This is a genomic window from Actinotalea fermentans (assembly GCF_007991475.1).
GTDB lineage: Bacteria > Actinomycetota > Actinomycetes > Actinomycetales > Cellulomonadaceae > Actinotalea > Actinotalea fermentans.
In genome coordinates this window covers 799,076-820,082 of record NZ_BJYK01000001.1, presented here as the reverse complement: position 1 = coordinate 820,082, position 21,007 = coordinate 799,076, and the positions used below count along the sequence as shown (strand labels likewise).

Annotated in this window: 19 protein-coding genes and 1 tRNA gene; 15 read left to right on the top strand and 5 right to left on the bottom strand. The window is 73.3% G+C overall.

Going from position 1 to position 21,007, the window contains the following annotated elements; translation table 11 throughout:
• Nucleotides 1–21: 21 nt before the first annotated feature.
• From zwf to tkt, 3 genes are all read right to left on the bottom strand, one after another.
• Entirely contained in the window at nt 22–1,560 is a 1,539-nt protein-coding gene (gene zwf, locus AFE02nite_RS03790; protein WP_034242995.1) for a glucose-6-phosphate dehydrogenase, read from the bottom strand.
• The gene (gene tal / locus AFE02nite_RS03785) at nt 1,557–2,714 is read right to left on the bottom strand and encodes a transaldolase (protein ID WP_052113323.1); all 1,158 of its coding nucleotides are present in this window, start codon (nt 2,712–2,714) and stop codon (nt 1,557–1,559) included. The genes zwf and tal overlap by 4 nt, the downstream gene beginning before the upstream one ends.
• A 67-nt stretch (nt 2,715–2,781) precedes the next feature.
• Nucleotides 2,782–4,956: a transketolase gene (tkt, locus tag AFE02nite_RS03780; RefSeq protein ID WP_034242997.1), complete on the bottom strand. Its 2,175-nt coding sequence runs from the start codon at nt 4,954–4,956 to the stop codon at nt 2,782–2,784.
• Nucleotides 4,957–5,197: 241 nt separating this feature from the next.
• Between tkt and AFE02nite_RS03775 the strand changes: the two genes are divergently transcribed.
• From AFE02nite_RS03775 to AFE02nite_RS03705, 15 genes are all read left to right on the top strand, one after another.
• Nucleotides 5,198–6,208 carry a heme o synthase gene (locus AFE02nite_RS03775; protein ID WP_146819097.1) on the top strand — a complete coding sequence of 337 codons (1,011 nt, stop codon included), beginning with the start codon at nt 5,198–5,200 and terminating at the stop codon, nt 6,206–6,208.
• Nucleotides 6,208–7,209 carry a site-specific tyrosine recombinase XerD gene (gene xerD, locus AFE02nite_RS03770; RefSeq protein WP_146819096.1) on the top strand — a complete coding sequence of 334 codons (1,002 nt, stop codon included), beginning with the start codon at nt 6,208–6,210 and terminating at the stop codon, nt 7,207–7,209. The genes AFE02nite_RS03775 and xerD overlap by 1 nt, the downstream gene beginning before the upstream one ends.
• 62 nt (nt 7,210–7,271) lie before the next feature.
• The gene (locus tag AFE02nite_RS03765; protein WP_034242998.1) at nt 7,272–8,138 is read left to right on the top strand and encodes a ParA family protein; all 867 of its coding nucleotides are present in this window, start codon (nt 7,272–7,274) and stop codon (nt 8,136–8,138) included.
• A complete protein-coding gene (locus AFE02nite_RS03760) occupies nt 8,128–9,036 on the top strand; it encodes a segregation and condensation protein A (protein ID WP_146819260.1) in 909 nt (302 codons plus the stop codon). The genes AFE02nite_RS03765 and AFE02nite_RS03760 overlap by 11 nt, the downstream gene beginning before the upstream one ends.
• Entirely contained in the window at nt 9,023–9,748 is a 726-nt protein-coding gene (scpB, locus tag AFE02nite_RS03755) for an SMC-Scp complex subunit ScpB (RefSeq protein WP_034243000.1), read from the top strand. The genes AFE02nite_RS03760 and scpB overlap by 14 nt, the downstream gene beginning before the upstream one ends.
• Complete coding sequence (locus AFE02nite_RS03750; RefSeq protein WP_034243003.1) at nt 9,745–10,500, top strand: pseudouridine synthase; 756 nt, start codon at nt 9,745–9,747, stop codon at nt 10,498–10,500. The genes scpB and AFE02nite_RS03750 overlap by 4 nt, the downstream gene beginning before the upstream one ends.
• A 91-nt stretch (nt 10,501–10,591) precedes the next feature.
• Complete coding sequence (gene aroH, locus AFE02nite_RS03745; protein WP_034243004.1) at nt 10,592–10,954, top strand: chorismate mutase; 363 nt, start codon at nt 10,592–10,594, stop codon at nt 10,952–10,954.
• Between the two features lie 47 nt (nt 10,955–11,001).
• The gene (locus tag AFE02nite_RS03740; RefSeq protein WP_034243098.1) at nt 11,002–12,117 is read left to right on the top strand and encodes a prephenate dehydrogenase; all 1,116 of its coding nucleotides are present in this window, start codon (nt 11,002–11,004) and stop codon (nt 12,115–12,117) included.
• A complete protein-coding gene (cmk, locus tag AFE02nite_RS03735) occupies nt 12,114–12,845 on the top strand; it encodes a (d)CMP kinase (RefSeq protein WP_034243006.1) in 732 nt (243 codons plus the stop codon). The genes AFE02nite_RS03740 and cmk overlap by 4 nt, the downstream gene beginning before the upstream one ends.
• Nucleotides 12,842–13,576 (top strand): lysophospholipid acyltransferase family protein, encoded by a 735-nt coding sequence (locus AFE02nite_RS03730; protein WP_052113324.1) that lies wholly within the window; start codon nt 12,842–12,844, stop codon nt 13,574–13,576. Before cmk ends, AFE02nite_RS03730 begins: the two co-directional genes overlap by 4 nt.
• Nucleotides 13,577–13,640: 64 nt before the next feature.
• Nucleotides 13,641–15,269 (top strand): ribosome biogenesis GTPase Der, encoded by a 1,629-nt coding sequence (der, locus tag AFE02nite_RS03725; RefSeq protein WP_034243007.1) that lies wholly within the window; start codon nt 13,641–13,643, stop codon nt 15,267–15,269.
• Nucleotides 15,266–16,321, top strand: a complete 1,056-nt coding sequence (locus tag AFE02nite_RS03720; RefSeq protein WP_052113325.1) for a hypothetical protein — start codon at nt 15,266–15,268, stop codon at nt 16,319–16,321. The genes der and AFE02nite_RS03720 overlap by 4 nt, the downstream gene beginning before the upstream one ends.
• A gap of 37 nt (nt 16,322–16,358) precedes the next feature.
• Nucleotides 16,359–16,432 (top strand) — tRNA-Pro (locus AFE02nite_RS03715).
• A 190-nt stretch (nt 16,433–16,622) separates the two neighbouring features.
• The gene (locus AFE02nite_RS03710; protein ID WP_034243009.1) at nt 16,623–17,252 is read left to right on the top strand and encodes a hypothetical protein; all 630 of its coding nucleotides are present in this window, start codon (nt 16,623–16,625) and stop codon (nt 17,250–17,252) included.
• Nucleotides 17,253–17,282: 30 nt separating this feature from the next.
• The gene (locus AFE02nite_RS03705; RefSeq protein WP_034243011.1) at nt 17,283–18,668 is read left to right on the top strand and encodes a hypothetical protein; all 1,386 of its coding nucleotides are present in this window, start codon (nt 17,283–17,285) and stop codon (nt 18,666–18,668) included.
• A gap of 495 nt (nt 18,669–19,163) precedes the next feature.
• On the opposite strand, the gene AFE02nite_RS03700 is transcribed toward AFE02nite_RS03705, so the two are convergent.
• Nucleotides 19,164–20,291 carry a hypothetical protein gene (locus AFE02nite_RS03700; protein ID WP_146819095.1) on the bottom strand — a complete coding sequence of 376 codons (1,128 nt, stop codon included), beginning with the start codon at nt 20,289–20,291 and terminating at the stop codon, nt 19,164–19,166.
• 227 nt (nt 20,292–20,518) lie between these two features.
• The gene (locus AFE02nite_RS03695) at nt 20,519–20,941 is read right to left on the bottom strand and encodes a hypothetical protein (protein WP_034243014.1); all 423 of its coding nucleotides are present in this window, start codon (nt 20,939–20,941) and stop codon (nt 20,519–20,521) included.
• Nucleotides 20,942–21,007: the final 66 nt, after the last annotated feature.

Genomic DNA, 21,007 nt, shown 5'->3' with positions numbered 1-21,007 from the left:
CGAGGGTCCGGGTGCGGGTGCTCACGGCCGCCGCCACGCGCGACCGTCGCGGGCCAGCATGAGGTCGGCGGAGGCGGGTCCCCAGGTGCCCGACCGGTAGGACTCCGGCTGGCCCTGGGTCGCCCAGAACTCCGTGATGGGGTCGAGGATCATCCAGGACAGCTCGACCTCCCGGTGGCGGGGGAAGAGCGGCGGGTCGCCGAGCAGCACGTCGAGGATGAGCCGCTCGTACGCCTCCGGGGAGGACTCGGTGAAGGCGTGGCCGTAGCCGAAGTCCATGGTGACGTCGCGGACCTCCATCGAGGTCCCCGGCACCTTCTCCCCGAACCGGATGGTCACGCCCTCGTCCGGCTGCACCCGGATCACCAGGGCGTTGTTGCCGAGCTCGGTGGTCGCGGTGGACTCGAACGGCAGGTGCGGGGCCTTCTTGAAGACCACGGCGACCTCGGTGACCCGACGCCCCAGCCGCTTGCCGGTCCGCAGGTAGAACGGCACGCCGGCCCACCGGCGGGTGTCGATGTCGAGCCGGATGGCGGCGTAGGTCTCCGTGATCGAGTCCGGGGCGATGCCCTGCTCCTCGAGGTACCCGACCACCTCCTCGCCGCCCTGCCAGCCGGCCGCGTACTGACCACGGGCGGTGTGCGCCGCGAGGTCCTTGGGCAGCCGGACGGCCGAGAGCACCTTCTCCTTCTCGGCCCGGAGGTCGTCCGCACCGAACGAGACCGGCTCCTCCATGGCGGTGATCGCCAGCAGCTGCAGGAGGTGGTTCTGGATGACGTCGCGCGCGGCCCCGATGCCGTCGTAGTAGCCCGCGCGCCCGCCGATGCCGATGTCCTCGGCCATCGTGATCTGCACGTGGTCGACGTAGTTGGCGTTCCAGATCGGCTCGAACAGCTGGTTGGCGAACCGCAGCGCCAGCATGTTCTGCACCGTCTCCTTCCCCAGGTAGTGGTCGATGCGGAACACCGACTCCGGGGTGAAGACCGTGGACACGACGTCGTTCAGCTCCCGCGCGCTGGCCAGGTCGTGGCCGAACGGCTTCTCGACGACGACGCGGCGCCACGCGCCGTCGGGCTGCTCGGAGAGCCCGGACCGGGCGAGCTGGCGGCAGACCAGCGGGAAGGCACGGGGCGGGACCGAGAGGTAGAACGCGTGGTTGCCGCCCGTCCCGCGCTCGGCGTCGAGGTCAGCCACGGTCCTGCTCAGGCGGTCGAACGCCTCGTCGTCGTCGAACTCGCCCTGGACGAACCGGATGCCCTCGGCGAGCTGCTGCCAGACCGCCTCCCGGAACGGCGTCCGGGCGTTCTCCTTGACGGCGTCGTGCACGACCTGGGCGAAGTCCTGGTCCTCCCAGTCCCGTCGGGCGAAGCCGGTGAGGGCGAAGCCCGGCGGGAGCAGACCGCGGTTCGCGAGGTCGTAGACGGCCGGCATGAGCTTGCGGCGCGCCAGGTCGCCCGTGACGCCGAAGATGACCAGACCGCACGGGCCGGCGATGCGCGGCAGGCGCCGGTCCCGGGCGTCGCGCAGCGGGTTGGGGCGGCCGCCGCTGCTGGGGGTCACGCCGTCGCCCCGCGCAGGCCGTCGCGGACCGAGCCGATGAGCTCGGACCAGCTCGCCTCGAACTTCTCGACGCCCTGCTGTTCGAGCTCGTCCGTGACCTCGTCGAGGTCCACGCCGAGGGCGGCGAGGCGCGCGAGGGCCTCCCGCGCGTCGTCGTAGGCGGCCGTCACGGTGTCCCCCGTGACGTGACCGTGGTCGGCGACCGCCTCGAGCGTGCTCCCGGGCATCGTGTTCACGACACCCGGCGCGACGAGCTCGTCCACGTACCGCGTGTCCGCGTACGCCTTGTCCTTGACGCCGGTGGAGGCCCACAAAGGTCGTTGGACGCGGGCTCCGGCGGCGGCCAGTGCCTGCCAGCGCTCGCCCGCCGTGTACTCCTCGAAGAGTGCGTAGGCGAGGCGCGCGTTGGCGATGGCGGCGCGTCCCCGCAGGTCCGCGGCCTCGGGCGAGCCGATCGCGTCGAGCCGCGCGTCGACCGCGGTGTCCACCCGCGACACGAAGAACGACGCGACCGAGTCGATCGTCGTCAGGTCGCGGCCGGCGGCCAGCGCGCGCTCGAGGCCGTCGGTGTAGGCGTCGAGCACACCCCGGTACCGGGCGAGCGAGAAGATCAGCGTCACGTTGACGTTGATGCCCTGGGCCGTCGCCTCCGCGATGGCCGGCAGCCCCTCGACGGTGGCCGGGATCTTGATGTACAGGTTGGGGCGGTCGACGGTCGTCCAGAGCTGCCGCGCCATCGCCACGGTGCCCGCCGTGTCGCGCGCGAGGTCCGGCGCCACCTCGAGCGAGACGCGGCCGTCGAGCCGGTCGCTCGCGCGGTGCAGCCCGGCGAACAGGTCACAGGCCTCGCGGACGTCGTCGGTCATGAGCCTGAGTGCGGCGTCGTCGACCCCGGCCCCCGCAGCCGCCAGCTCGGCGAGCTGGGACCGGTAGGCGTCGCCCTTGGCGAGGGCCGAGGCGAAGATCGTCGGGTTGCTGGTCACCCCGACGACGCCGCGCTCGGTCGCCAGCCGGGCGAGCCCGCCGGAGCGGAGCAGCTCGCGGGACAGGTCGTCGAGCCAGATGGCGACGCCGGCCTCGCGGAGCGCACGCAGCGGCGCGGGGAGCGCACCGCCCTCTGACTCGGGGGCGGTGCGGTCGTCGAACTCGGTCATGCGCGTCCTCCTCGCTGTCGGGGCCCGGCCGCCGTCGGGTGACGGCCGGGCGTCGTCAGTGGGGGTGTCACATGTCGCCGGTGCCACCCTCGGTGCTGCGGGCCGGACCGCCGGGGGTGACGGTGCCGGCGGCGATGTCGGCCAGCGACGCCTGAGCAGCGGCCACGACCGCCTCCGACGTGATGCCGAACTCGGTGTAGAGCCGCTCGTAGTCGGCCGACGCGCCGAAGTGCTCGAGCGAGATGCAGCGGCCGGCGTCGCCGACCAGGTCCCGCCAGCCCTGTGCCACGGCAGCCTCGACGGAGACGCGCGCGCGGACGGAGGACGGGAGCACCGACTCACGGTAAGCCGCGTCCTGCTCGTCGAACCACTCGCGGCACGGGACCGAGACCACGCGGGCGCCCACACCGGCCGCCGCGAGCTGCTCGCGCGCCGCGAGGGCGATCTGCACCTCGGAGCCGGTCGCCAGCAGGATCACGTCGGGGGAGCCGGAGGCGGCCTCGGCCAGGACGTAGGCGCCGCGCGCGACGCCGTCCGCGGCGGCGAGCGTGTCGCCCGTCGCGGGGCCGTCGCCGCGCTCGACCGTCGGCACGTTCTGGCGGGTGAGGATGAGGCCGGCCGGGTGGTCGGTGCGCTCGAGGATCGTGCGCCACGCCCAGGCGGTCTCGTTCGCGTCGGCCGGGCGGACGACGTCGAGGCCCGGGATGGCGCGCAGGGCCGCCAGGTGCTCGATCGGCTGGTGCGTCGGGCCGTCCTCCCCGAGGCCGATCGAGTCGTGCGTCCAGACGAAGGTCACCGGCAGCTGCATCAGCGCCGCGAGCCGCACGGCCGGGCGCATGTAGTCGCTGAAGACCAGGAACGTGCCGCCGTAGGGCCGGGTGCCGCCGTGCAGCGCGATGCCGTTGAGGATCGAGCCCATCGCGTGCTCACGGATGCCGAAGTGCAGCGTCCGTCCGTACGGCGTGCCCTGGAACGACCGCGTGCTGCGGTGGGCGGGGAGGAACGAGGGCTCGCCGTCCATCGTCGTGTTGTTGGAGCCGGCGAGGTCCGCGGAGCCGCCCCACAGCTCGGGCAGCACGGGCGCGAGCGCGGAGAGCACCTTGCCCGACGCGGAGCGCGTCGCCACGCCCTTGCCGGCCGGGAACACGGGCAGCGCCTGCGTCCAGCCGTTCGGCAGCCGACGCGCCGCCAGCCGGTCGAAGAGCTCGGCGCGCTCCGGCTGCGCGGTGCGCCACTGCGCGAACGCGTGGTCCCACTCGGCGTGCGCCTCGGTGCCGCGCGCCGACACGCGCCGCGCGTGCGCGAGGACCTCGTCGTCGACGTGGAACGTCTCGTCGGGGTCGAAGCCCACGGTCTCCTTGAGCGCCCGCACCTCGGCGTCGCCGAGCGCGGAGCCGTGGATGCCGCCGGTGCCCTGCTTGGTCGGCGACGGCCAGCCGATGATGGTGCGCAGGGAGATGATCGACGGGCGACCGGTCTCCGCGCGGGCGGCCTCGAGCGCCGCGCCGAGCGCGTGCACGTCCTCGGTGTAGCCGGTGCCGCCGTTGGTCCAGTCGACGCGCTGGGTGTGCCAGCCGTACGCGGCGTAGCGGGCGAGCACGTCCTCGCTGAACGCGACGTCGGTGTCGTCCTCGATCGAGATGTGGTTGTCGTCGTAGATCACGACGAGGTTGCCGAGCTCCTGGTGACCGGCGATCGACGAGGCCTCGGAGGTCACGCCCTCCTGGAGGTCGCCGTCACCGGCGATCACCCAGATGGTGTGGTCGAACGGGCTGGTGCCCGGCGCGGCGTCGGGGTCGAAGAGACCCCGCTCGCGACGCGCGGCCATCGCCATGCCGACGGCGGAGGCCAGGCCCTGGCCCAGCGGCCCGGTGGTGATCTCGACGCCCTCGGTGTGCTTGTACTCCGGGTGACCCGGCGTCTTCGACCCCCACGTGCGCAGCGCCTTGAGGTCGTCGAGCGACAGCGGGTAGCCGGACGCGAACAGCTGCAGGTACAGGGTGAGCGACGAGTGCCCGGCGGAGAGCACGAACCGGTCCCGACCCGCCCAGTTCGGGTCCGTGGGGTCGTGGCGCAGGTAGCGCTGGAAGAGCAGGTACGCCGCGGGGGCGAGGCTCATCGCGGTGCCGGGGTGGCCGTTGCCGACCTTCTGCACGGCGTCGGCCGCGAGCACGCGCAGGGTGTCGACCGCGCGGCGGTCGAGGTCGGTCCAGTCGAGGCCGGTCGTGGGCGTCGAGTTCACAGCTCCTCATTCCTGCCCGGACGCTGGTCCGGGTCGTGGGGTGGGGCGCGGCACGTCGGTCCCGTGGACCCGTGCCGATGCCGTCGGGCCGGCCGGCGGTCTGGGCGCTCGAACCGGACCGTCGGCCTGCTGCAGCGAGCCTAGCGGCGTAGCCCTGGGACCGGCGCGCGCGCCGCGTGGTGGACGGGTGCGTCGCGCCGCCGGGCCGGTGGGCATAGGACGTAGGGCCTGGGGCCTTACCATGGTCGAGGAACCCAGCAGAACGGAGCCCGCCGTCGTGCGCACTGCCAGCCCGGCGCAGGCCGACGTGAGCGCGCCCGCAGGCCGCGGCCACGCGTCGGCCGGTACCTCGGCGACGGTGCGTCGGCTCGCGGCGTACGTCGCGCTCACGAAGCCGCGGATCATCGAGCTGCTCCTCGTGACGACGCTGCCCACCATGCTCCTCGCGCAGCAGCGCGTGGGCGGCGGCTTCCCGTCGCTGTGGCTGATCCTCGGCACGCTGCTCGGCGGCACCGTCGCGGCCGGCTCGGCGAACACGCTGAACATGTACCTCGACCGCGACATCGACGCGGTCATGAACCGGACGCGGCGGCGCCCGCTGGTCACGGGCGAGGTGACGCCGCGCGCGGCGCTCGTGTTCGGCATCGTGCTCGGCGTCGTCTCCGTCGCGTACTTCTGGGTGTTCGTCAACGTGGCGTCGGCGCTGCTCACGGCCGCGGCGATCCTGCTGTACGTCGTCGGCTACACGATGCTGCTCAAGCGGCGGACCCCGCAGAACATCGTGTGGGGCGGGATCGCCGGCTGCATGCCCGTCTTCATCGGCTGGGCGGCGGTCACGGGCACGCTCGACTGGGCACCGGTGGCGCTCTTCCTCGTCATCTTCTTCTGGACGCCCCCGCACTACTGGCCGCTGTCCATGAAGTTCCGGCGCGACTACGCCGCGGCGGGCGTCCCGATGCTGCCGGTCGTGGCCAGCGACCTGCGCGTCTCGGTCGAGATGGTCGCCTACTCCGTGGCGATGGTCGCGGCCTCGCTCGCTCTGGTGCCGCTGGCCCCGATGTCGTGGGTCTACACCGTCGTGGCCGGGGCCGCCGGTGCGTGGTTCTGCTGGTCGGTCGTCGCGCTGCTGCGGCGGGCGCGGCGCCCGGTCGCGGGCCGCAAGCTCGGCGAGATGGGCGTGTTCCACGGGTCGATCACGTACCTGACGGTCGTGTTCGCCGCTGTCGCGGTGGACCCCTTCCTGCCGCTCTGATGCCACCCGGCAGCGGCCCGACGCGCGACGGCGCGGCCACGGCCGCGACCGGTGACGCCGGGTCGGTGTCGCCCGCCCTGGCGCTGGCCGTGCAGCGCTACCTGGACCACCTCGCCGTGGAGCGGGGTCTGGCGCGCAACACGCTGGCCGCCTACCGCCGGGACCTGGACCGGTACGCCGCGTTCCTGACCGCCCGCGGCCACGAGAGCGCGTCGAGCGTGGGGGAGGGCGACGTGCGGGCGTTCGTGACGGCGCTGCGCAGTGGCTCGGACGGGCGGCCCCTCGCGGCGTCGTCGACCGCCCGCGTCGTGGCTGCCGTGCACGGCTGGCACCGGTTCGTCGCGGTCGAGGGGCTGGCCGCCGACGACCCGTCCGCGGGCGTGAAGCCGCCCACGCAGCCCCGGCGGCTGCCGAGGGCGATGAGCGTCGAGGACGTCGCCGCCCTGCTCGAGGCCGCCGGCCAGGGGGAGGGGCCCGTGCCGCTGCGCGACCGCGCCCTCCTGGAGCTCTGCTACTCGACCGGGGCCCGGATCAGCGAGGTCGTCGGGCTCGACGTGGACGACCTGGACCTGGACCCGGACCGCGCGTCGGCCCGACTGCTCGGCAAGGGGAGCAAGGAGCGGGTCGTCCCCGTGGGTTCGTTCGCGTGCGCCGCCGTCGACGCCTACCTGGTCCGCGCCCGGCCCGTGCTCGCAGCCGCCGGCCGGGGCAACCCGGCCGTCTTCCTCAACACCCGCGGGGCTCGGCTGAGCCGGCAGAGCGCGTGGGCGGTCCTGCGGCAGGCGGCGCGCCGCTCGGGCATCGCGGGCGCCGACGAGGTGTCGCCCCACACCCTGCGGCACTCGTTCGCCACGCACCTGCTCCAGGGCGGCGCCGACGTCCGCGTGGTCCAGGAACTGCTCGGCCACGCCTCCGTGACGACGACGCAGATCTACACCCACGTGACGCCGGACTCCCTCCGCGAGGTCTACGCGCTGGCGCACCCGCGCGCGCTCGGCTGAGCCCCTCGGGGAGGCGGTGTTGCGCCCGGAGCGGCGGGGGCGCCTGCGGTAACCTCTCGGGCGTGAGCAGCCCGGACGACGTCGCGACGACCATCGATCCCGTCGGGCGCCCGCTCCCGGTCTTCCCGGACCCGGAGCCCCTGGCGAGCCACGGTCCGGCCCGGATCATCGCGCTGTGCAACCAGAAGGGCGGCGTCGGCAAGACGACGACCACCATCAACCTCGGCGCGGCCCTGGCGGAGTACGGCCGGCGCGTGCTCATCGTGGACTTCGACCCGCAGGGGGCGGCGTCCGTGGGACTCGGCGTGAACCCGCACGAGCTCGACAAGACGGTCTACACGCTCCTGATGGAGCGCGGTGCCCAGGTGGCCGACGTCGTCCGCCCGAGCTCCGTGCCGGGGCTCGACGTGATCCCCGCCAACATCGACCTGTCGGCAGCCGAGGTGCAGCTCGTCGGGGAGGTGGCGCGCGAGTCAGTGCTGGCGCGCGCGCTCCGTGCGGCCGAGGCGGAGTACGACGTCATCCTCATCGACTGCCAGCCGTCGCTGGGCCTGCTGACCGTGAACGCGCTGACGGCGGCGCACGGCGTCCTCATCCCGCTCGAGTGCGAGTTCTTCGCGCTGCGGGGCGTCGCGCTGCTCATCGAGACGGTGGAGAAGGTGCGCGACCGGCTCAACCCCCGGCTGCGCATCGACGGGATCGTCGGCACGATGCACGACCCGCGGACGCTGCACTCCAAGGAGGTGCTCGCGCGGGTCCTCGAGGCGTTCGGGGACCAGCTGCTGCACACGGTGATCGGCCGGACGGTGAAGTTCCCCGACTCGTCGGTCGCCGCCGAGCCGATCACCTCCTACGCCCCCACCCACGCCGGCGCCTCCGCCTACCGGCAGCTGGCCCGTGAGCTGGTGGCCCGCGGCGATGCAGCCTGAGGCTGACCCGGTCGACCCCGCCTTGGTGCCCGCGGCCGATGCGCGGCGGTCGCGCGCGTTCGAGGTGCACCTGGAGAACTTCTCCGGCCCGTTCGACCTCCTGCTCTCGCTCATCTCGCGGCACCGCCTCGACATCACCGAGGTCGCGCTCGCCCAGGTGACCGACGAGTTCATCGCAGCGGTGCGCGACGCCGAGGCCCGGTCGGAGCCGTGGGAGCTCGGGCGGCTGTCGGAGTTCCTGGTCGTCGCGGCCACCCTGCTGGACCTGAAGGCCGCCCGGCTGCTGCCGTCCACGGAGGACGACGCGGAGGACCTCGAGCTGCTCGAGGCGCGTGACCTGCTGTTCGCGCGGCTGCTGCAGTACCGGGCGTTCAAGGAGGCGGCCGGGGCGATCGGAACCCGCCTGGCCGAGCAGGGGCGGCGGACCCCGCGGTCCGTGCCGCTCGAGCCGCAGCTCGCGACGCTCCTGCCGGAGCTGGTCCTGGAGATCGGCCCGTCGGAGCTCGCGATCTTCGCCGCCCACGCGCTGCGGCCGAAGCCCGCGCCCGAGGTGGACACGAGCCACCTGTACGCGCCGACGGTCAGCGTGCGGGAGCAGGCGACGGTCGTGGCCGACAAGCTGCGGCGCATCGGTTCCGGCACGTTCCGCGCACTGGTCCAGGACGCCGAGTCCTCGACGGTGCTGGTGGCGCGGTTCCTCGCGCTCCTGGAGCTGTACCGCGAGGGGGTCGTCGCCTTCGACCAGGTGACCCCGCTCGGAGAGCTGACGATCCGCTGGACGGGCGGCGACGCCGAGGTCACCGTGGTTGACGACTACGACGACGCGCCCGGGGACCAGGCAGCACCGGCCGCACCGGCCGTTCCGGACGACGAGGGAGAGCGCGATGACAGCGCCTGACGAGAGCACGGACGCGACGGCACGCACGGCGGACGCCGCGACGGCCGACGGGGACGCCGCTGCCGAGCGGGACGCCGCGTCCGAACCGGTGGCGCTCGGCGGCCTGCCGACCGTCGACGAGCTGGCCTTCGACGTCGCCGACCTCCCCGGGGGCGCGCACGCGGCGGTGGAGGCGGTGCTCATGGTCGCCGACGAGCCGGTGTCGGCCGTGCAGCTGGCAACCGTGCTCGGCCTGCCGACGCGCGAGGTCGAGGAGGTCCTCGCGGAGCTCGCCGCGGAGTACCGCGGCGAGCTGGGCGGTCGGCCCCGCGGCTTCGAGCTGCGTGAGGCAGGCGGCGGCTGGCGGGTCTACTCGGCGGCGGCCCACGCCGACGTCGTCGGGCGGTTCGTCGTGGACGGGCAGTCCGCACGCCTGACCCAGGCTGCGCTGGAGACGCTCGCGGTGATCGCCTACCGGCAGCCCGTGACGCGCGGCCAGGTGTCCGCGGTGCGCGGCGTGAACGTCGAGTCCGTCGTGCGCACCCTGGTGAGCCGGGGCCTGGCCGCGGAGGTCGGCACGGAGCCCTCGGGTGCCGTGCTCTACGGCACGACGTCGTACTTCCTGGAGCGGATGGGGATGAGCAGCCTGGACGAGCTGCCGCCGCTCGCGCCGTACCTGCCCGACCTCGAGTCGCTGGGCGGGGTGGACGAGGTCGAGGGTGGGACGCGATGAGCGGGCAGGAACGGGACGTGCACACGCCGGAGGGCGTGCGCCTGCAGAAGGTGCTGGCCGGCGCGGGGCTCGGCTCCCGGCGGGCCTGTGAGGAGCTGATCACGGCCGGCCGGGTGAGCGTGGACGGCGTCGTGGTGCGCGAGCTGGGGGTGCGCGTGGACCCGCGCACCGCCGTCCTGCACGTGGACGGGCGGCGCATCCAGCTCGACGCCTCGATGGTGACGCTGGTCCTGAACAAGCCGGCCGGCGTCGTCTCCACGATGAGCGACGAGCGAGGGCGCCCGTCGCTGGCGCAGTTCGTCGCCGACCGGCCCGAGCGGCTGTTCCACGTGGGTCGCCTCGACGCCGAGACCGAGGGTCTGCTGCTGCTGACCAACGACGGCGAGCTCGCCAACCGACTGGCGCACCCGTCGCACGGGGTCCCGAAGACCTATCTGGCGACCGTGGCTGGGCGGGTGCGGCCCGCCGTCGGGGTCCAGCTGCGGGCGGGGATCGAGCTCGAGGACGGTCCCGTCGTGGTGGACAGCTTCCGCGTCGTCGACCACACGGCGTCGCGGACCCTCGTCGAGGTCGTGCTGCACGAGGGCCGCAACCGCATCGTGCGGCGGCTCATGGAAGCCGTGGGGCACCCGGTCGAGCGCCTGGTCAGGACCCAGATCGGGCCGGTGCGGCTCGGCAACCTGAAGCCCGGACGCGTGCGCGAGCTGACGGCCAAGGAGCTCGGCGAGCTGATGAGCGAGGTCGGGCTGTGACCGTCCGCGGCGCCATGACCGGTAACCTTCCGCGCGGACGCGTGACGGTCGTCGGCCGGGCACCGGGGCGCGCGACCTGGGAGGAACGGCGATGACGGTGCGGGCCATCCGCGGAGCGACCCAGCTCGACCGCGACGAGCGCGAGCACCTGTTCGAGCGCACGGCCGAGCTCGTGCAGGCGGTGCTCGACGCCAACGGGATCGACTCGGACGCGCTGATCTCCGTGATCTTCACGTGCACGCCGGACCTCACCAGCGACTTCCCGGCCACCGCGGCCCGAGAGATGGGCATGGGGGACGTCCCGCTGATGTGCGCGGTGGAGATCGACGTCCCGCACGCCCTCCCGCGCGTCGTGCGCCTGATGGCCCACGCGGAGCTGGAGGTGCCGCGCGCGCAGGTGCAGCACGTGTACCTGCACGGCGCCACCGTGCTCCGCCGGGACCTGGCGCAGTGACCGCGCCGTCGGGTCCGGAGGCGGGCCGGGCGCACGGACCGTCCGGCCTGCAGACCCCCGCCGGCACGGTGGGCCCCGTCCGCGTCGTGGGAACCGGCCTGCTCGGTGCCAGCGTGGGGCTCGCGCTGCGCGCCCTGGGCGTCGACGTCGTCCTGCACGACCCTTCCCGCGTCACGGTGCTGCTGGCCCGCGACCTCGGCGCCGGGCGGCTGCCGGAACCGTCGGACCCGCCGCCCGCGCTCGTCGTGGTGGCCGCCCCGCCGGACGTCACCGGGGACGTCGTCGCGGCCGAGCTCGCGGCGTACCCGGACGCGGTCGTCACCGACGTCGCCAGCGTCAAGGGCGCGGTCCTCGCCGCGCTGACGGCGGCCGGGGCGGACCTCACGCGGTACGTGGGCTCGCACCCGATGGCCGGCTCGGAACGCTCGGGCCCGACGGCGGCGCGCCCGGACCTCTTCGTCGGCCGACCGTGGGTGGTGGTGGGGACCGAGGCGTCCTCGCCGGAGGCGGTGCTCGCGGTGCGCACCCTGGTCACGGACCTGGGCGCGACCCCGGTGATGCTGGACGCGCGGGTGCACGACGAGGCGGTCGCCGTCGTCTCCCACCTGCCGCAGGTCGCGTCGTCGCTCGTGGCTGCCCGGCTGCGCGACGCCGACCCGGCGGCCCTCGACCTCGCGGGGCAGGGCCTGCGCGACGTGACCCGGATCGCCGCGGGGGACCCCGCGCTCTGGACGTCGATCCTCGCGGCCAACGCCCGCGCCGTGCTGCCCGCGCTGCGGGCGACGCGCGACGACCTGGACGGCCTGGTCCAGGCGCTCGAGCAGGTCGTCGAGGCGACGGGTCCGCACGCGGTGCCCGGCGGTGCGCTCGGCACCCTCGCCGCTGCCGTCGCGGCCGGCAACGCGGGCGTGGCCCGCATCCCGGGCAAGCACGGTGGCGCGCGACGTGCCTACGACGTCGTCACCGTGCTCGTCCCGGACCAGCCGGGCGAGCTGGCCCGGCTGCTCGGTGACGTCGGCGCGGCGGGGATCAACCTGGAGGAGCTGTCGCTGGAGCACGCCCCACGGCAGCCGGTCGGCCTCGCGTCGATCGCGGTGCTGCCGGGACTCGGCACGACGCTCGAGGCAGAGCTGACGGGACGCGGCTGGACGGTGGCGGGATGAGTGCGCTCGGGACGAGTGTGCGCGGCGTGGTCGTGGCCGTGGACGGGCCCTCGGGCTCGGGGAAGTCGAGCGTGTGCCGGCAGGTCGCCGCACGGCTCGGGCTCGCCTACCTCGACACCGGTGCGATGTACCGCGCCGCGACCTGGTGGTGCCTGGACCAAGGGTTGGACCTCGGGGACCAGCTCGCGGTGACCGCCGCGGTCCGCGCGATGGACCTCCGCATGGGCATGGACCCCGCGGCCCCGCACGTGCGCGTGGGGGAGACGGACGTGTCGGCTGCGATCCGTGAGCCGGCGATCTCGGGCGCCGTCAGCCTGCTGTCGACGAACCTCGACGTCCGCGCCGAGCTCAACGCGCGCCAGCGCGCGCTGATCGACGCCGAGCGCACGGACGGGAGCTCGGGCGGGACCGGCGTCGTCGCGGAGGGCCGCGACATCACGACGGTCGTCGCCCCGGATGCGGACGTGCGCGTGCTGCTCACGGCGAGCGAGGAGGCGCGGCTGGCGCGCCGCGCCCTCGAGGTGCACGGCACCGCCGACGCGGCGGCTGTGGCGGCGACTCGCGCGCACGTCGTCGGCCGGGACGCCAAGGACTCGACGGTCGTGGAGTTCCAGACGGCCGCGGACGGCGTCCTGCTCCTGGACTCGAGCGCGCTCTCGTTCGAGGAGACGGTGTCGGCGCTGCTCGCCCTCGTCCTCGACGTCGCACCCGGACTGGCGACGCGATGAGCCGCGAGAAGGCGTCGCGGACGCCGAAGGTGCCGCGCGCCATCGGCCCGGGCTGGGGCCGGTGGCTGGGGCGGTTCTTCGCGCGGGTGATCTGGAACACGCGGATCGTCGGCAAGGAGCGCGTGCCGCGCGCCGGTGCGGTGATCGTCGCGGCGAACCACTCCGGGTGGGCCGACGGCCCGCTCATGATCGGGTGCACGCCCCGCGGGACGCACATCCTCATCAAGATCGAGATGTTCCGCTCGGCGATCGGCTGGATCTTCCGGCTGTCCGGGCAGATCCCCGTGGACCGGGGCAACGGCCGCCCGGCGCTGGCCACGGCTCTGAAGGTGCTCGAGGACGGGCGCGTCGTGGGGATCTTCCCGGAGGGCTCCCGCGGGCGCGGGGACGGCTCGAACGCACGCGCCGGAGTCGCGTGGCTCGCCGTGCACTCGGGCGCGCCGGTGGTGCCGGTGGCGATGCTCGGCACGCGGCGCACGGGCGAGAGCACCGGGAAGATCCCGGGGCTGCGGCGGCGCCTGCACGTCGAGTTCGGTGCGCCGGTGGTGGTGACCGGGATCGAGGGCATGCCCAAGCGCGAGGCCGTGGCGGCCGCTCAGGCCCAGCTGCAGCGGGCCCTGGCGGACCACGTGCACGCGGTCGAGGAGCGCACCGGTCTGTGGCTGCCGACGGACCACCCGGCGGAGCGCGGGACGCCGTCGGCGGCCGGTGCCGCGGACGCGCAGGACTGAGTCCGTCACCGGCACTTCCCGGGCGGAGTTCGTCGCAGGGGGCCAGGCACGGGAGGATAGGGGCATGACCTTCGACCCCGCCTCCGACGCGGACGCCCCGATCGACGACGCCTCCCACCCCACGGCGCACGCCGACCTCGACGACGACGCGCTCGAGGAGGGGGCCGAGGGGGCCGTCGACGACGAGTTCGACGACGAGTACGACGACGACGAGGACATCGTGGTCCCCGGGCTCGGCGAGCCCGAGACCGAGGAGGAGCGCGCGCGCGAGCACGCGTTGCGCGAGGGCCTGGCGGACTACGACCTCGAGGACGAGGACCTGGCGCTCCTCGACGGGGGCCTTGGCGCGGGCGGGGAGGCGGGCCCGGCGGGACCGGTGCCGGTCGTCGCGGTCGTCGGCCGACCGAACGTCGGCAAGTCGACCCTCGTGAACCGGGTCCTCGGCCGCCGTGAGGCAGTCGTGCTCGACACCCCCGGCGTCACCCGCGACCGCGTGACCTACCCGGCGGAGTGGGCGGGACGCTCGTTCACGCTCGTCGACACGGGCGGCTGGGAGGTGGACGTCGCGGGCCTCGACGCGCGTGTCGCCGAGCAGGCCGAGGTCGCGATCGACCTCGCCGACGTCGTCGTGTTCGTCGTGGACGCGACCGTCGGGGCCACGGCCACCGACGAGCGCGTCGTGCGGCTGCTGCGCCGCTCGGGCAAGCCGGTCGTGCTGGCCGCCAACAAGGTGGACGGGCCGCAGCTCGAGGCGGACGCCGCCGCGCTGTGGAACCTGGGGCTGGGGGAGCCGCACCCGATCTCCGCGCTGCACGGGCGGGGCACCGGTGACCTGCTGGACGCGGTCCTCGAGGTGATGCCCGAGGTCTCGGCCTACGGCCGGGCCGGGACGGGCGAGGGCGGCCCGCGGCGCGTGGCGCTCGTCGGACGGCCCAACGTCGGCAAGTCGAGCCTGCTCAACGCGCTCGTCGGGAGCCAGCGCGTCGTGGTCGACCCGGTCGCCGGTACCACGCGTGACCCGGTCGACGAGCTGGTCGCGATCGGCGACCGCGAGTGGTGGTTCGTCGACACCGCGGGAATCAGGCGCCGCGTGCACCAGACGTCCGGCGCGGACTTCTACGCCTCCCTGCGCACCCAGGCGGCCATCGAGAAGGCCGAGGTCGCCGTCGTCCTCATCGACTCCAGCGACGTGCTGACCGAGCAGGACACGCGCGTGGTGACGCAGGTCGTGGACTCCGGCCGAGCCCTGGTCATCGCCTACAACAAGTGGGACCTCATGGACGAGGACCGGCGCCGCTACCTCGAGCGGGAGATCGAGCGCGACCTGGTCCAGGTGCAGTGGGCCCCGCGCATCAACATCGCCGCGAAGACCGGCTGGCACACGAACCGCCTGGTGGGCGCCCTGGAGACGGCGCTCGAGTCGTGGGACACCCGCGTGCCGACAGGCCGGCTGAACGCGTTCCTGGGTGAGCTCGTCGCCGCCCACCCGCACCCGCTGCGCGGCGGCAAGCAGCCGCGCATCCTGTTCGCCACGCAGGCGGACACCCGGCCGCCGCGCTTCGTGATCTTCGCGACGGGCTTCCTCGAGGCGGGCTACCGGCGGTTCATCGAGCGGCGCCTGCGCGAGACCTTCGGGTTCGAGGGCTCGCCCATCCACATCTCGGTGCGCGTGCGGGAGAAGCGCAAGCGGTGAACCGGCTGCTGCGGCTCGGCCTGCCGCGGGACCCGTCGGCGACGACGCACCTGGCGGGCTTCGTCGTGTCCGCCGTGGTGACGGTGCTGCTGACGCGCGCCTTCCTCGCGGCCGCCGGGTACCCGACCGTCGGATCCGGTGGTCTGCACGTGGCGCACGTCCTGTGGGGCGGGCTGCTGATGGCCGCGGCCTTCGTCGTGCTGCTCTCGTTCGCGGGGCCGGTGGCACGGCCGGTCGGCGCCCTGCTGGGCGGGGTCGGCTTCGGGCTCTTCGTCGACGAGATCGGCAAGTTCGTCACCGCGGACAACGACTACTTCTACGGCCCGACGGCGTCGCTCATCTACGCGGTCGTCGTCCTGCTGGTGGTGGTCTCCGAGGCACTCCACGGACGCCTGCCGCACGACTCACGGGAGTACCTCGCGGGCGCGGTGGACCAGGCGGTCGCGGGGGTGGCGGGCGGGTTCACGCCGCGGGCGCGGGCGGATGCGCGCGGGCTCGTGGCCCGCGCGGGCGACGTGCCCGGGGCCCGCGAGGCCCGGGCGCTCCTGGACGCCATCGACGACGACCCGCACGAGCTGCCCAACCCGATCAACGCCGTCGGCGCCGCCGTCGTCCGCGTCACGCACCGGCTCGTCGCTGCGCGGTGGGTCCCGTGGATCACGGTCGCCGTGCTCGTGGCCAGCCTGGTCGGCAGCGTCGCCATGGGCCTCGCGGCCTGGTGGGGTGGTGCCGACCAGCCGGGGTGGGTCGTCGTCGGGCTGCTGGTCAGCGCCGCCGGCGCGACCGCGCTGGCCGGGTGGGGGCTGCTCGTCGTCCGGCAGGACCGCCGCGAGGGCTACCTGCGCTTCCGCTGGGCGGTGCTCGTCAGCCTGCTGGTGGTGCAGGTGTTCGTGTTCCGTCTTCGAGAGTGGTCGGCGGTCGCTGGTCTGGTCGTCGAGCTCGCGGTGGCCGGGCTCGTCGCGGCCGAGCTGCAGCAGGTCGAGCAGGAGGACCGACGGCGTCGTCGCGCGCCGGCGCCCGGGCCAGAAGGGCGGCGGGGCAGAAGCGGGTGAACATCCGCTAGACTCATCGACGGCTCGCAGAGCCGACCGGGATGTGGCGCAGCTTGGTAGCGCACTTGACTGGGGGTCAAGGGGTCGTGGGTTCGAATCCCGCCATCCCGACGGTGTTTTAGCAGGTCAGAGGCCCGCCCCGCTTCGGCGGGGCGGGCCTCTTGGCGTCCGGTCGGCCTATCGGTAGGCCTAAGTACGCCCTGGACGAACATGGACGGCCTTGGCTGAGGCCGAACGTCGCGCGCGGAGAGGCGGTGCCCAGGCGACCCTGCGTGTCGGAGCGGCCTGGCAGCATGATCGCGTGGTTGAGGACGACAGCAACGTCGCTAGGAAGTTCGAGGCGGCCTGGAGTGTGTTCGCGCAGACCTGTGGGCAGTACCTAGCTCCCGAGGCCACGTACCAGGCGTGGTTCGCCCACTACCTGATCTCCCAGTTCGGGATCGATCGCGTTGCGCGGGAGCCGATCATCAAGAAGGAGCACTTCGCCGAGTCCCCGTGGAAGGCTCGCGTGCTCGGCAATCACGTGCGGCTGGATGCTGTCGTGACGCGTCAGCCCGGTGTGATGCTTCCGCACTACGCCAACCGGCTCGTCCGCGCGGAGGATGGGAGCGGCTTGCAGATCCTGAGGGACCTTGTGGTGATCAGTGAGCTGAAGGTGGCCGCTACGCAGGGCGGTGGCATGGACCACACCGAGGTCGCGCGGGATGTCTACAAGCTGTCCATGCTCTTGGCCGAGTTCGAGGCAGCGCACCCGGGGTCGCCGTTGCCACTGGCGTACGTCTGCGTCCTCGACAATCATCCGCGGCGCGCATACGACTGGGCCCACCTTCGGCGGCGGCTCGAGGACGTTCCGGCAGACCCCCGGGTCCGCATCCTCGGGGAGCAGTTCGCCGGCGTAACCCTGCGCCCTGCGCTTCCCAGTCGCACCTAGCTCATCTGCGCGCGCGAAGGAGGAACAACCATGCCGAACACGCTGGTACCGGGACAGGTCAGGGTGGGACACCTGTTCCTCGAGGGCCGACACGTTGAGGGTCCGGTGTGTGCAGCAGCCCTCACCTTCGATGACCACCGCGGGGCACAGCTGCTCGTCCCGTACCTGAGGACCGCTGACCGGCACGCGCAGCCCCAGGCGTGGTTCGAGCAGTCGACGCCGCCCGAGGCCCTCGCGTTTGCCGACAACGAGGGGTGGGTGATCCTCCTCGGGGTTCGATGGGGCGGACAATCAGGAAGCGGCTTCGTTACCGGGCGTCTGACCGCCCAGACAGCCATCTTCGGCGAGCCTCGGACGCTCCGCTCGACCTACCGGGTCCGGACGATGCGATCGAGCATTGATGGGCTCGACGGGTTCACGCACTTTCGTCCGGTGAAGTACGCCTTCCCTGCGCGCGGTGAGCCCGCCGTCATCACCCTCGATGACAGTGAGTCGGTCTCCTGGCGCTCACAGGGCTACACCTATGAGTTCAGGGCTGGTGCGGTCTGGTCGGGAGCGGAGGGGCGCCGCTTCGAAGCAGAGAGCCTGCCCTTCCTGGCGACGACGTGCCACAAAGGCAGGACTCCTCAGGAGCATCTGCGTGCGCAGTGGGCAGTCCGGGACCTCCTCCTCCTGGCACACGGAGAGAAGTTGGCGTGGCGCACGCACCACGTCGCCGACGAGGAGTTCCCCCTGTGGACGATGGACGGCAAGGCTCACGGTCCTGAACCCGCGGAAACGCACTTCGCAGGCACGGTGCGCGAGCACGCCCAGGCGCAGCCGTCGTCGATCGACCTGGCCTTCCCGGCACTCAACCTTCGGGCCCTCGGTAGCCGTGGCCTCAAGCGGTGGACGGACATGTATGCCGACGACATGTTCCGACGCGCGGTTCAGCCGGTCGCAGAGGTGATCAACGGCGCAGCCCGCTTCCTCGAGCCGCAGCTCATGATGCTCGCCAGCGCCCTCGACTACTTCGGCTACTACCGCTTCGGCGACTCCTGTCGACGCGAGCTGCAGGAGAGCATCCGGAGATGCCTGGACGGCGCTGACCTCGACTTCCCGCAGATCGGTTCGCGCGAGGGGATCGCGCGAGCGATCGGACGACTGAACAACGACCTGAAGCACCCCGACCGTGAGCGCCGACCGGAAGGTGACGAGCTGGCCTGCATCGTAAACTTGGCGAAGATCATCGCCCGCGCCCAACCCTTCGATCTCGTGGGTGCCGCGCCCAGTGCGAAGAAGGCGTTTCTCGAGTCCCGCGACGTTCGCTGGGCAACCGAGTTGTTCGAGCGGTGCGGGCTGCGCGTCGCCGACGACGGGTCAATCACCCGGCGAGCCGAGACGGACGCCGACGAGTCCGCTTCCATGCGCGAGTAGCGTGACTCCACCGCGTGCCTGCCAAGGCCGCCGCGCGGGTCCCGCCGCAGCGCCTTCGGTCCCGACTTCCGCCTTCCCCGCTGGAGCCCGCCATCGACAACGACCTCCAGCTGATCGCCGACGGCGACGGCGTCGCGATTCTGGGCTCCTCGTCGGCTGTCGAGCGGTTCCTCTCCTCCGGAGGGGGTGCTGCAGTCACGGCGTCGCGTTGCCAGTGACTCGGTCTGCCCTCGGTTCGGCTTCCGGGGCCCAGCTCGGGTCCGAAGTCGCCGCGAACTTCCCGCCGACGCCGGCGAGCAAGGCGGGTTCTTCAGAGCCTGGACAGAGGCGGGGACGTGAAGGCCAAGGTGTTCGAGACAGGTGAGGGCGGCGTCGACGCCGCGCGAAGGTTGGGCAATGAAGCGTTCGTTCAGGCAACGGCGATGTCGGACCAAGTCGCCAAGGAGGTCTGCAGCGCGCCCGGCGGCAACGCGGTGATCGAGAATCGCCCGAGAACTAGACCACCGATATCGACTCGACCGACGTCCTGACGACCGGATGGCTGGCGGCCTGCGGCGTCGGGCTGCTGATCGGGTGCGCCGCGACATGGGTGTACATCGCGGCTACCACCCGCAACGCCTCGGCGGGCGCCGGCACCGTCCGGCCGTTGAGCCGAGCCGCCGCGACGTCGGGGTAGTCGGTGACGACGTCGCGGGGAAGTGCGCGCGCGGGGATGTGGAGCAGGCCCGCACGTGAGAGCCGGTCGAACGCGGCGCCCTCGTGGACGGCAATGTCGGCCATGACCTGGACGGCGCCGTTGAGCACCGCACCGACGTGGCGATCCGCGGCCGCGACGGGGACATGACCCCGCGGGGCGTCGAGTGGCGCGAGCTCGCTGAGCAGCCGAGCGGCCGCGACGGCGTCGTCACGGATGGACGTGCTGGGAGGCGCCAGGACCGCGAACCGTGAGAGTGCCTGATGCAGGCGCTGCCATGCGCGCCCATGCGCGACCAGGGCGCCAGGCCCGGTCGTTCCGCCTGGGTCTGGTGCGGTGAGGTCGGCGCCATGGAACACGGCGGCGTGTGCGTGGACGGCAACGCCGAGGCCGGCAGTGAGCCGCAGGGACGGCAGCACGTCGGAGCGGTCGGCGATGAGTGTCCAGACGGCCTGGCGGAGCCGCACCATGCGATCGCTCAGCTCCGTCGCCGGGTCGTCGGTGCGGACGCGGATCCGTGTCTGCCCGAGATCGTCGAGGAGCAAGTGGGGGCGGCCAGGGCCCTTGGCGGCGAGCTCGCGTGCGGCGTGGGCGAGGGTTTCGAGCCCTGGGAGCTGCCTGGCGACGGTGCTGCGGGGCACGCCTGCCTGGATGGCCCTGAGGGCGAGGGGATCCTCGTGTGCGAGGGCGGCCACCGCGACATGGCCGAGGTCGACGAGGCCGGCGTCGAACGTCGCGGTCGTGACCTCAGCTGCGTCCGGGCTTCGGGGTCGTCCGTCGGTCGAGAAGTGCGTTCCGACGAGGTCGGCGGCAGCGCGCAGGGCGAGAGCCGATCGGGCCCACGGTGTCGTCCCACGGGACAGTTGCGACGGGTGGGGCCGGGCTTCCCCTGTCACGGCCTCGAGCCGCGTGATGAGGTCGATCGACACCCGCTCTACTGGCGGGAGGCCGTCACGGTGTCGGGTCAGGCCGAGCCGGCCGAGTTGGGCAGGCCGCAGGAGGCGGCGCCCGTGGGAGGCGATGGCGTCGAGGAGCCCGTGGAAGTCCCCGATGGCGTCGAGCGCCTCGTCCGGCGTCCAGAACCGGTCTCCTCGGAGGGCGGTAGAGCCCTCGCGCAGGTGGGCGGTCGCCTGCGCGAGGAGCTCGGCGTAGGTGGTCATGCCCACCGCCCGCTGACCTTCGCGCGACCAGTGATGAGTCGGGCCATCACGCGGGACAGGGCGGCCTGGGCGCCCAGGTCCGTCTCGACCTCCGCGAGGCCTGCCGCACGGTTCAGGGCGGACGCGGCGAGCCGGTCGAGGACCTCACGCGCCTCCGGCACGTCGTCGGGCCCGAGCGCTCCGAACGGCACCGACGCGCCTGCGCCCCGGATGTCCGGCCTCGCCCACTCGAGCTCGTCCTGAGCCTCGCGGAAGTCCATCGCGGCGTAGGAGATCGACACGCCCACGCCCAGGGGCACCGTCATCGCCATGTTGAGGGCGCCCATCGCCGCGGCGTGGGTGAGCGCCCAGATGCCGGACCAGCTCTGGTCCGCCTCGCTCAGCAGCGTCTCCGCGGAGCGGGTCCACGTCGCCGTCATCGCTTCCTCCTCAGTGGCCCAGCGACGTCGCCGTCGCTCCTGCCAAGAGGTGTGCCCGCGAAGGTG

Coding starts and splice junctions, on each gene's coding strand:
- AFE02nite_RS03750 (WP_034243003.1), top strand. CDS start 9,745: ATGAGCGGGCAGGAACGGGACGTGCACACGCCGGAGGGCGTGCGCCTG.
- AFE02nite_RS03730 (WP_052113324.1), top strand. CDS start 12,842: ATGAGCCGCGAGAAGGCGTCGCGGACGCCGAAGGTGCCGCGCGCCATC.
- AFE02nite_RS03695 (WP_034243014.1), bottom strand. CDS start 20,941: ATGACGGCGACGTGGACCCGCTCCGCGGAGACGCTGCTGAGCGAGGCG.
- AFE02nite_RS03705 (WP_034243011.1), top strand. CDS start 17,283: ATGCCGAACACGCTGGTACCGGGACAGGTCAGGGTGGGACACCTGTTC.
- tal (WP_052113323.1), bottom strand. CDS start 2,714: ATGACCGAGTTCGACGACCGCACCGCCCCCGAGTCAGAGGGCGGTGCG.
- der (WP_034243007.1), top strand. CDS start 13,641: ATGACCTTCGACCCCGCCTCCGACGCGGACGCCCCGATCGACGACGCC.
- cmk (WP_034243006.1), top strand. CDS start 12,114: ATGAGTGCGCTCGGGACGAGTGTGCGCGGCGTGGTCGTGGCCGTGGAC.
- scpB (WP_034243000.1), top strand. CDS start 9,023: ATGACAGCGCCTGACGAGAGCACGGACGCGACGGCACGCACGGCGGAC.
- xerD (WP_146819096.1), top strand. CDS start 6,208: ATGCCACCCGGCAGCGGCCCGACGCGCGACGGCGCGGCCACGGCCGCG.
- aroH (WP_034243004.1), top strand. CDS start 10,592: ATGACGGTGCGGGCCATCCGCGGAGCGACCCAGCTCGACCGCGACGAG.
- AFE02nite_RS03775 (WP_146819097.1), top strand. CDS start 5,198: ATGGTCGAGGAACCCAGCAGAACGGAGCCCGCCGTCGTGCGCACTGCC.
- AFE02nite_RS03760 (WP_146819260.1), top strand. CDS start 8,128: ATGCAGCCTGAGGCTGACCCGGTCGACCCCGCCTTGGTGCCCGCGGCC.